The 8,890-nt window shown below is 71.1% G+C and carries 7 protein-coding genes and 1 tRNA gene; 5 read left to right on the top strand and 3 right to left on the bottom strand.

All coding sequences use genetic code 11. From position 1 onward, the window contains the following. Together ND748_RS18575 and gltX are read left to right on the top strand one after the other, a co-directional pair. A partial coding sequence (locus ND748_RS18575) for a FadR/GntR family transcriptional regulator (RefSeq protein WP_285902330.1) occupies positions 1–915 on the top strand: 915 nt, incomplete at its 5' end. A gap of 464 nt (positions 916–1,379) precedes the next feature. Further along, positions 1,380–2,792: a glutamate--tRNA ligase gene (gltX, locus tag ND748_RS18570; RefSeq protein ID WP_251747177.1), complete on the top strand. Its 1,413-nt coding sequence runs from the start codon at positions 1,380–1,382 to the stop codon at positions 2,790–2,792. 315 nt (positions 2,793–3,107) lie between these two features. Here the strand turns inward: gltX and ND748_RS18565 are convergent, their stop codons facing one another. Together ND748_RS18565 and ND748_RS18560 are read right to left on the bottom strand one after the other, a co-directional pair. Then, positions 3,108–3,530 (bottom strand): helix-turn-helix domain-containing protein, encoded by a 423-nt coding sequence (locus ND748_RS18565; protein ID WP_251747175.1) that lies wholly within the window; start codon positions 3,528–3,530, stop codon positions 3,108–3,110. 451 nt (positions 3,531–3,981) lie between these two features. Next, positions 3,982–4,263: a hypothetical protein gene (locus ND748_RS18560; RefSeq protein WP_251747174.1), complete on the bottom strand. Its 282-nt coding sequence runs from the start codon at positions 4,261–4,263 to the stop codon at positions 3,982–3,984. A gap of 143 nt (positions 4,264–4,406) precedes the next feature. On the opposite strand from ND748_RS18560, the gene ND748_RS18555 reads away from it, so the two are divergent. Then, positions 4,407–4,479 (top strand) — tRNA-Asn (locus ND748_RS18555). A 355-nt stretch (positions 4,480–4,834) separates the two neighbouring features. Then, complete coding sequence (locus ND748_RS18550) at positions 4,835–6,079, top strand: CopD family protein (RefSeq protein WP_374215969.1); 1,245 nt, start codon at positions 4,835–4,837, stop codon at positions 6,077–6,079. Between the two features lie 783 nt (positions 6,080–6,862). Here the strand turns inward: ND748_RS18550 and ND748_RS18545 are convergent. Next, a complete protein-coding gene (locus ND748_RS18545; RefSeq protein ID WP_251747170.1) occupies positions 6,863–7,021 on the bottom strand; it encodes a hypothetical protein in 159 nt (52 codons plus the stop codon). Positions 7,022–7,499: 478 nt separating this feature from the next. On the opposite strand from ND748_RS18545, the gene ND748_RS18540 reads away from it, so the two are divergent. Next, entirely contained in the window at positions 7,500–8,843 is a 1,344-nt protein-coding gene (locus tag ND748_RS18540; RefSeq protein ID WP_251747168.1) for a glycosyltransferase family 4 protein, read from the top strand. Positions 8,844–8,890 lie beyond the last annotated feature (47 nt).

The raw sequence follows: 8,890 nt of genomic DNA, 5'->3' as shown, positions 1-8,890 counted from the left end.
GGCTCGCCGCGTAAGGGCACCGTCGCGGGCCGGCGCGGACGGCGGGGATCCGTCCCGCCCGCGGACGCCGCCACGCCCCCGGTCACCGGGACGCTCCCCGACGCCGCCACACCCGCCGTCACCAGCACGTCCGCCGTCACCAGCACGTCCGCGGTCACCGCCGCCGTCCGCATCGGGCAGCATGTGCGCGTTCCGAAGACCGCCGAACTCGTCGCCGCCCACCTACGCCGCCAGATCGTCCGCGGCGAACTCCACGAAGGCGACGCCCTCCCCCCCGAAGCCGTCCTCATGGAACAGTTCGGCGTCTCCCGCCCCACCCTGCGCGAAGCCTTCCGCGTCCTCGAATCCGAAGCCCTCATCAGCGTCCGCCGCGGCGCCCACGGCGGCGCCCGCGTCCACACCCCCAACGGCCACGTCGCCGCCCGCTACACCGCCCTCGTCCTCGAACACCAACACACCACCCTCGGCGACATCCACACCGCCCACACCCACCTCGAACCCGCCGCCATCCGCCTGCTCGCCACCACCGCCACCGACACCCACCTCACCCACCTCACCACCCACCTCACCACCACCGACCACGCCCTCAACACCCCCCACCCCAACCCCACCGACATCCACACCCACCACCTCAACTTCCACACCCTCCTGCTCACCACCCCCGCCAACCACACCCTCACCATGATCAGCAGCATGCTCCGCCACATCCTCGACGCCACCACCACCGACACCCCCACCCCCGACCTCACCACCCTGCGCCACCAACACACCACCCACCACCAACTCCTCACCCACCTCACCAACCACGACCCCGACGCCGCCGAAACCCTCTGGCGCCACCACCTCACCACCACCCCCCACACCCCCCACCAACCCACCACCCCCCTCGACCTCCTCGACCTCCTCGGCGACTAGGCCGCGGAGGTGGTTGTGATCAGGCGGCGTGTCGACGCCACCTGAAGCCGGACCCTCGAGGCCTGGCCGTGGGAACGTGCGGTCGTGGGCGTTGGGGTCGTCCTGACGTCGGTGACGTCGGTGACGTCGGTGACGTCGGGGTCGTCGGGGTCGTCGGGCTCGTCTCCGTCGGCGTCGGCGCGGTTCCGCGGAACCGTGAGGGCCGTGCCAGGCCCCCGTGGTGGCAGGTCGTGCCGTGGGGCACGGTTCCGCGGACGTAAACGATCATCCAGGTTGGGTGCGGGAGGGCGCCGCGCGGTACGGGATGTCCGGTCTGCGGGCCCAGACCGGGCAGAACGCACCGCAGTCCGGCCGGGGTGGGCCCCCGGCGCCGCGGAACACTGATCGTCAGGGGTGGGTGCGGACGACGTCGGCGCCACCGCGGCGCTCCGTCGGCCCACCGAGATCCCTGTACGCTGCCCCGCATGGGATCTGGGCGGATACGGGTTCGATTCGCGCCGTCTCCCACCGGCATCTTCCATGTGGGTGGGGCGCGCTCGGCGCTGTTCAACTGGCTGGTGGCGCTGCGCGCGGGCGGCGACTTCGTGCTGCGCATCGAGGACACCGACGCCTCGCGCAACCGGCCCGAGTGGACCGACGGCATCATCAGCGCGTTGGACTGGCTCGGGATCAGCCCCGGCCGGTACGAGGGTCCGGTGCTGCAGTCCTCTCGTGCGGACCGGCATCGGGCGGCCGCGGCCCGCCTGCGGGAGGCGGGGCTGGCGTACTTCTGCGACTGCACCCGCGACGCGCTGGCGGAGCGCACGGGCAACGCCCAGCACGGCTATGACGGCTTCTGCCGCGACCGCGGGCTGGAGCCCGGCCCCGGCCGCGCGCTGCGCTTCCGCACCCCCGACGAGGGGGCAACGACGGTGCACGACCTTATCCGCGGGACCCCGGAGTTCCCGAACGACACCATCGAGGACTTCGTGATCGCGCGGGCCGACGGCTCGGCGGTGTTCCTGCTCGCCAACGTGGTCGACGACCTGGAGATGGGGATCACCCACGTCGTCCGGGGCGAGGAGCACCTGTCGAACACGCCCAAGCAGCAGCTGCTGTGGGCCGCGCTCGGTGCCGACGAGCCGCCGGTGTGGGCGCACGTGCCGGTCATCGTCAACGAGAAGCGGCAGAAGCTGTCCAAGCGGCGGGACAAGGTGGCGCTGGAGTCGTACCGGGACGAGGGTTATCTGCCCGGCGCGATGAAGAACTACCTGATGCTGCTCGGCTGGGCGCCGTCCGGGGACGACGAGATCGTGCCGTGGGAGACGATCGAGTCGACGTTCGACCTGGCCGACGTGAAGCCGTCCCCGGCGTTCTTCGACGAGAAGAAGCTGCGGGCGTTCAACGGGGAGTACATCCGGGCGCTGAGCGTCGAGGAGTTCATCGCGGCGGTCCAGCCGTGGCTGGCACCCCCGGCGGCGCCGTGGGCGGCCGACGCGTTCGACGCCGGCGCGTTCGCCGCCGTCGCCGGGCTCGCGCAGTCCCGTCTGGCGGTGCTGTCGGAGATCGTGCCGATGGTCGACTTCCTGTTCCTGCCGCAGGCCCCGGTGGACGACGCGGCGTGGGCGAAGGCGATGAAGGGGCCCGCGGCGGAGCTGCTGGCCGACGTCCACGACGCGTTCGGCAAGGTCGAGTGGGACGCCGAGACGCTGAAGGCGACGCTGACCGAGCTCGGCGAGCGCCACGGTCTGAAGCTGGCCAAGGCGCAGGCGCCGGTGCGGGTCGCGGTCACCGGGCGCACCGTGGGTCTGCCGCTGTTCGAGTCGCTGGAGGTGTTCGGCCGGGAGGCCACCCGCCGCCGGATCGCCGCGGCCCGGGATCGGCTCGCCGCCGGCTGAGACTGACACCGGCCGAGACTCACCGGCCGAGACTGACCGGCCGAGACTGATGAGCCCGGGTCGCGGCTGGGACGGGCCGCGACCCGGGCTAGGGAGACCCACCGGAGGTCGGGGTTACCTCCGCCGGGTGAAGCTCGGATCCACCAGGTCGATCTCCGGTGCTCCTGCGCACCAGGTTCGACAGTGACCAGCACATCTCTCGGGACCTAAAGGATTCTTAAGATCAGCGAAAGACAAGCTGTGATCTCAGAATCGCGCTCCGTCCATTGACCATCAACATCCCGTGATGTCGGGACAAGGGGCGCCCGAGCGCGCTCAGGGCTCGTCGTGGCCGCGGGCGGAGGCACCGCGCGGGCTGCGCTGGCGCGGGCTGAGCGCCGCCCAGTCCGCCGCCCAGTCGGCGAGAGGCTCGATCACCCCCTGCAGGCGCCTGCCATGGGCGGTCAGCCGGTACTCGCCGACCTCGTCCACCTCGACCAGGCCGGCCTCCCGCAGCTCCCGTAGCCGCTGGACGAGCTGTGCCTCGGGGGCGTCCAGCCGGGCCGCCAGCGTGCGAAACGGCAGCGAGCCGCCCCGTAGATGCCAGTAGAGGCCGAGGGCAAAGCGCCGGCCCAGCAGGTCCATCAGGGCGGCGAGGGCGGGCGGCGCCGCGCCGGGAACCTCTCCCGGCGCCGGGCCGCCCGATCGCCCCTGCCCCGCCGTCCGTCCCCTCGCCGGTCTGGCCTGTTTCATCGCCATGTCGCGCTCCGATCCGTCGCCCCTGCGGCCCCGCCTGTATGCACGCCCCGGGCCCGACACCCGGCGCCCGCCCCCTCCCCCGGGACGCGATGCGGTGCGGTGCGTTGTGCATGGTTCGCGAACTCGGACCGGGCACAACGCACCGCAACCGCAACCCTCGACGAGGAGGCGGGGCCGTCCCGCCGGGTCGCCCGAGCGCACCCCAGCCGGTCCTCAGCCGGCTGGAGTGGGGACTGGCGGTGAGCTGATCGGAACTACCCCGCGGGACGTCGGAATTACCCCGCGGGACGGCAGTCCTGGATGCGGTGACGGTCACAACGGGCGGCGCAGCGGTGGCCGCAGGCGATGGAGGCGGCCGGGGTCACCCAACGGCGTCCCATCCGAGAAGAACCGACGTGGCACCTGTCTCCGGTCCGGTCCCGGGACGACCGGAGGGCGCCGCGGTCGGCCCTCAGTGGGCGCCGACCGAGCTGACCCCGTTCGAACTGTGCGCCGCGACCGGCCGGAACTGCCCGGTACCGGCCGCCTCGACCTCGCCGGCGAACAGGCTGCGGACCCGGTGGAAGACCGTCCCTGCCTGCGCGGACACGACACCGGCGGCGCTCTGCACCTCCGGCCGCTCCCGAACCTCCCTGAGCTGCCGCATGATCACGTCGTAGTGCTCGCGGCCACCTCGGGACCCCAGGACGTACCCGAGGCCGAGTGCGATGACGACGCTGGGCCTGATGCGCATGTTGCCTCCCGGGAGACCGATGGACGTGCTGGCGGATGGCCGCCAGCCGGCGGGCGTTGTGCCGCCGAGTTGATTACTACCCCACGCCCAAGACCGCTCGAACCTCAGGTAGGCTGACCACGTCAGGTGCGCAGAGCACCCGGTCCCGCGTAGCTCAATTGGCAGAGCAGCCGGCTGTTAACCGGCAGGTTATAGGTTCGAGTCCTATCGCGGGAGCATTCTTACAGGTCACTGATGTGATCATCGATCAAGCCTTGATCAGATCCACACTCACCCACAGACAATTTGTGGCACGACCCATGGGTCCGCCGACTGGATCATGGTCGTAGGGATGATCAACGGCTTCGAGGGCAGCAGCACACAGCCCATCCGGTCGAACGCCTCACGAAGCTGGGCGTGAGCGTTGCCCGGGCCCTTGAGCGTCCGAACCGAGTCCCCCCAGGGATCGGGCTGACGCCCCCTCTGAGCAGGCGATTCACGGCGAGACTGTTTCAGCCGTCACATTGACGGCCAGCTTAGGTGAAGCGAACCTAAACATCTCCTTTCGGGTTCGCAAACAGGGCAGGTCGCCGTGTTGGTTGCAGGTTCCCTCTCCCACTCCACAGCGGTGTCCGCGGCTGCCGCCCCGTCGACACCGCTGGGCCCGTTCGAGGACAGCGCGGTCGCGTGGACGACCTGGGTGACGCTGATGGGCTTCGTCGGGCTCGTGGCCCTCGCGCTGATCCTTGGGCCGCCAGCGCGGCGGATCGGAGCGGAGACCCTCGCCGCCACGACGGCCCGGCTCGCCCGAGCCGCGGCCCTGCTCGGCGCGCTCGCCGTCCCCACCGTGCTCACCGAGCTCGCGCACGATGCGTCCGAGCAGGGCGGCTTCGACTACGGCCTGGCGTGGAACTCGCTCTACGACGGCGGCAACGCCGGCCGCCTGTCCGGGCTGGAGATCACGTTCTCCCTGGTCGGCGCCGCGCTCGTCGCCCCGGTGGGGCTGCGCACCATCGCGTCCGGGCCCACGCGGCGCTGGCTGCTCGGTGGCGGGCTGGCCGCCGGCGTGGTCGCCCTGGGCACCACGAAGTTCCCCGCCGAGGTGCCGGACGAGTGGGGCCGCACCAGCGTCGAGACCACCCTGTGGATGTTTCATCTGATCGGCGGCTCGATCTGGCTCGGCGGCCTCGCGGGGTTGCTGCTGCTCGCCCTGCCCGGCGCCATTGCCGAACCCGATCGCGGTCCGTTCTGGTCTCCCGCGATCCGCCGCTTCTCCGCCGCCGCGATGACCTGTGTCGCCGCGATCGTCCTGTCCGGCCTGTTCCTCTACTGGGAACACGTGGACGGTCCCACGCAGCTGTTCACGACCATGTACGGGCGGGTGCTCGGGGTGAAGATCCTCATCGTCGCCGCCCTGTTGCTGCTCGGCGTCGCCAACCAGTTCTGGCTTCACCCCCGCATCGACGCCCTTCGCGCCGCCGGTGACGGCCGGCCACTCCGCGTGATCCTGGCGCGGCGCTTCCCCGCGCTCCTCGCCGTCGAGGTCCTGCTCGGCCTCACCGTCGTCATGGTCGCGCCGTTCCTGCACGGATCCGCGCGCAACCAGGCCTTTCAGGAGCAGGCGGCAAAGCACGCCACCACGACGACCGCCACGCTGCCCAAGATTGCCAAGAAGGAGGTCAGCGCCTCCACCTGGATCTACGGCAGTGCCGAGACCGTCGCGGTCGTCGTCGTCATGGTCGCCGGATACCAGACGTCCGGACGGATCGCGCGGCGGCGCGTCGCCTCGGTCACCGTGCCGACCGCCGACGCCGGGGCGACCGTCGCGGCCGGCTAGACGACGGCTAGACGGCGGCTAGACGGCGGTCGTGCCAGGAGATCGCGTTCTTCGCGGTGGCGATGCCGTCCGCCGCGGTGGTCCGCAGGATGTGTTGCACCCACCTGCCAGCCCCCCGAACAACTCACTGGGTGTTCCCCCGCGCCGAGCGATTCGCGTCGGCCTTCTCGCTATGAGTAGTCGCCGGGAAAGTCGGCAGCAGGTAAAGACCGGCGCAGGAGGTTCCGGTGATGTAGTCAGCCGACTGTCGATTCCGTCCGACTATGCGGGCACTCGGCTACGGAGAATCCACTCGCACATAACCGTCCATCACGTTCCGGGCGTCATTCACCTATGCAGCCACCGCCGGGCATACCCGATTGCACTAACACCGCCGATCTTTGCCCGCGGGCCCCCTGCCAGCCGTCCTGTCCGACGACGCGCAGGTCAGACGGCGAGGTGGGGCCGGAAGAACGTCCAGATCCGCCACCAATCCCGCCTGGCCGCCGCAGCCGCCGTGGGCCGGTAGGCGTCGCGATCCGTCGCGACGTCGCGGGACCGGCGGCAGGGAAACTGCGGAACTCGGCCGTCCGGCCGTGCTCGGTGAGCGCCTCGGCGAGAGCTGCATGACTGCGATTCCCGACTCCTCCCAGGGCGTTGCGGGGCAGTTCGGGCACGCGCGGATCGGCTGGATTCCGTTCCCGCTGGAGCACATCGACGCCAGGTGTCGTGACGCCTGTTCCTCGCTCGGCGACGGAGGCCCACGGAGCCGTTCTCGCACCACCACCACAACCGCATCTTCGGCTACTTCTTCGACGATTTCTTCGACGACTTCTTCATCATCGTGGAGCCCGGCCACCCGCGCACCGCATCCACCCGACCGACCACCCGGGAGGTGCCCGACCGGCTTGTGGCAGGCGTCCACGACGACGAGATCTGCTGGATCATGCGATCCAACGCCATCCGCAGGCTCGGCCTGAGGCTCGACCGCCCCGGCGCACCGCGGTCGACTCGCGGCGCGGATCCGCGGCGCCCGGTCACCTGACGCGGGGATCCGCGGCGCCTGTCACGGGCGAGACCGCCGAACTCCGCCGTCGCCCTGGCCGACTCCACACCAAAGCGCCGAAAAGGACGATAGGTCCCATTTCTGGCCGACACTAAGACCTATGATCCAACCCGTGGGCCGCCGGACGGCGCGGCCAACTCCACCCTTACGCGAATGTTAAGTTTTGCCCGTCGGCAAGCCGGGTGCGAGGCGGCCACCCCCGCGACCGCCGCCACCGGCACGACCGGGGTACCAACGCCAACTCGTCACCTTAAGTTTCCCTCAAACTCGCCGGATCCAGCGGACCGTACGTACGCGCGCCCCGTCCACCCAGTAACGTATTGGCGATATTCTTCGCACTCTCTCGTTACGGCACGGCGGAATCGGGGACACCACGTGGCGGAGTCATTGCTCTCTTTACAGCGGCTGTGCATTCTCTTCTTCTGCGAGCAGTACCCGCCGGTCGTCTGGGACGGTGCGGGTACCTACACGGCGGCGCTGGCCACGGCACTTGCGCGACTCGGCCATGAGGTTCACGTGCTGTGCGCGCAGGGTTACCAGATTGCCGACTCGGTGGAGGACGGGGTGCACGTCCACCGGCGTCCGTTACTACGGGTGCCGGTCAGCCGGGTATTGGGAAAAGTGGGCGCCCAGCTTCGAGGGCCGCTGTACCCGCGTGACTCGCTGACGCTGCGGGCCAGCCTCCCGCTTTCCTACAGCCTCTGGACCCGCCAGCTCGGGTTGCGACCGGATGTGATCGAGACGCAGGACGGCGAGACCCGCGCCCTGATCCAGGCCGCGCGCCGCTCGGTGCCACTGGCCATTCACCTGCACTGCCCGACCATGCTCACGGTCCGGCTCTCGGGCCAGCCGATCAGCGCGAAGGGCCTGCTCGCCGACCGGTTGGACCGGATCTCGGCCGCCCGAGCCGACGTGGTCACCTCTCCCTCCCAGCTTCTCGTCGACACGCTGCGGGAGCGGGGCTGGCTGGACGACCGCGAGGTCGAGGTGATTCCCAACCCCTTCGACGCGGAGCCGTGGCTGGGCGTTCCCGACGTCGCCGACACCACGCCGACCATCGCCTGCGTGGGCCGGCTCGAGGCATTCAAGGGAGTGGACGTCCTGCTCGACGCCTCGGCCCGGCTGCGCGCGGCGGGGGTGTCGCACCGGCTGGTGCTCGCGGGGCGCTCGGCGGGTGAGATCGACGGGATTCCCTCCGGCGAGTGGCTGGCCCGCCGAGCGTTCCAGCTCGGGCTGGACGTGGAGTTCACCGGCCACCTGTCCGGTGCCCAGCTTCAGGAGGTCTACCGGCGGGCCCGGGTCGTCGCGGTGCCGAGCCGCTTCGAGAGCTTCTCGATCGTCGCCGCCGAGGCGATGGCGGCCGGGCGGCCGGTGGTGACCACGAACCAGGCCGGGGTCGCGCCCTTCGTCGAGCGGTGGGAGGCGGGGACCTCGGTTCCGGCGGGCGATCCGGCGCCGCTGGCCGACGCGCTGGCGCCGTTCCTGCTCGATCCGGCGCGGGCGAGCGCGTTCGGGGCCCGGGGGCGTCTCGGCGTGGTCGAGATCGAACCCGCGGCCATCGCCCGACGCAAGGTCGAGGCGTACCGACGCGCCATCGCGCACTTCGGGGCGCAGCACCTGCCACAGCAGCGGCGCCGGTCGACCCCTGCGGCCACCGGTGTCCTGTACCCCGACCTGCCCGGGGAGCGGCGCCGGCACTGGCCTGCCCCCCGCGGCTGAGGCGACGCCCCCGGCCGACCGGCCGCCCGCTGCGGGCGGTGCGGGTC

This window comes from Frankia sp. AiPs1, from assembly GCF_023716945.1.
In the GTDB taxonomy this organism is placed as follows: domain Bacteria; phylum Actinomycetota; class Actinomycetes; order Frankiales; family Frankiaceae; genus Frankia.
Note: the sequence above shows the minus strand (reverse complement) of the source record. Positions and strands in the feature narration are given on the sequence as shown.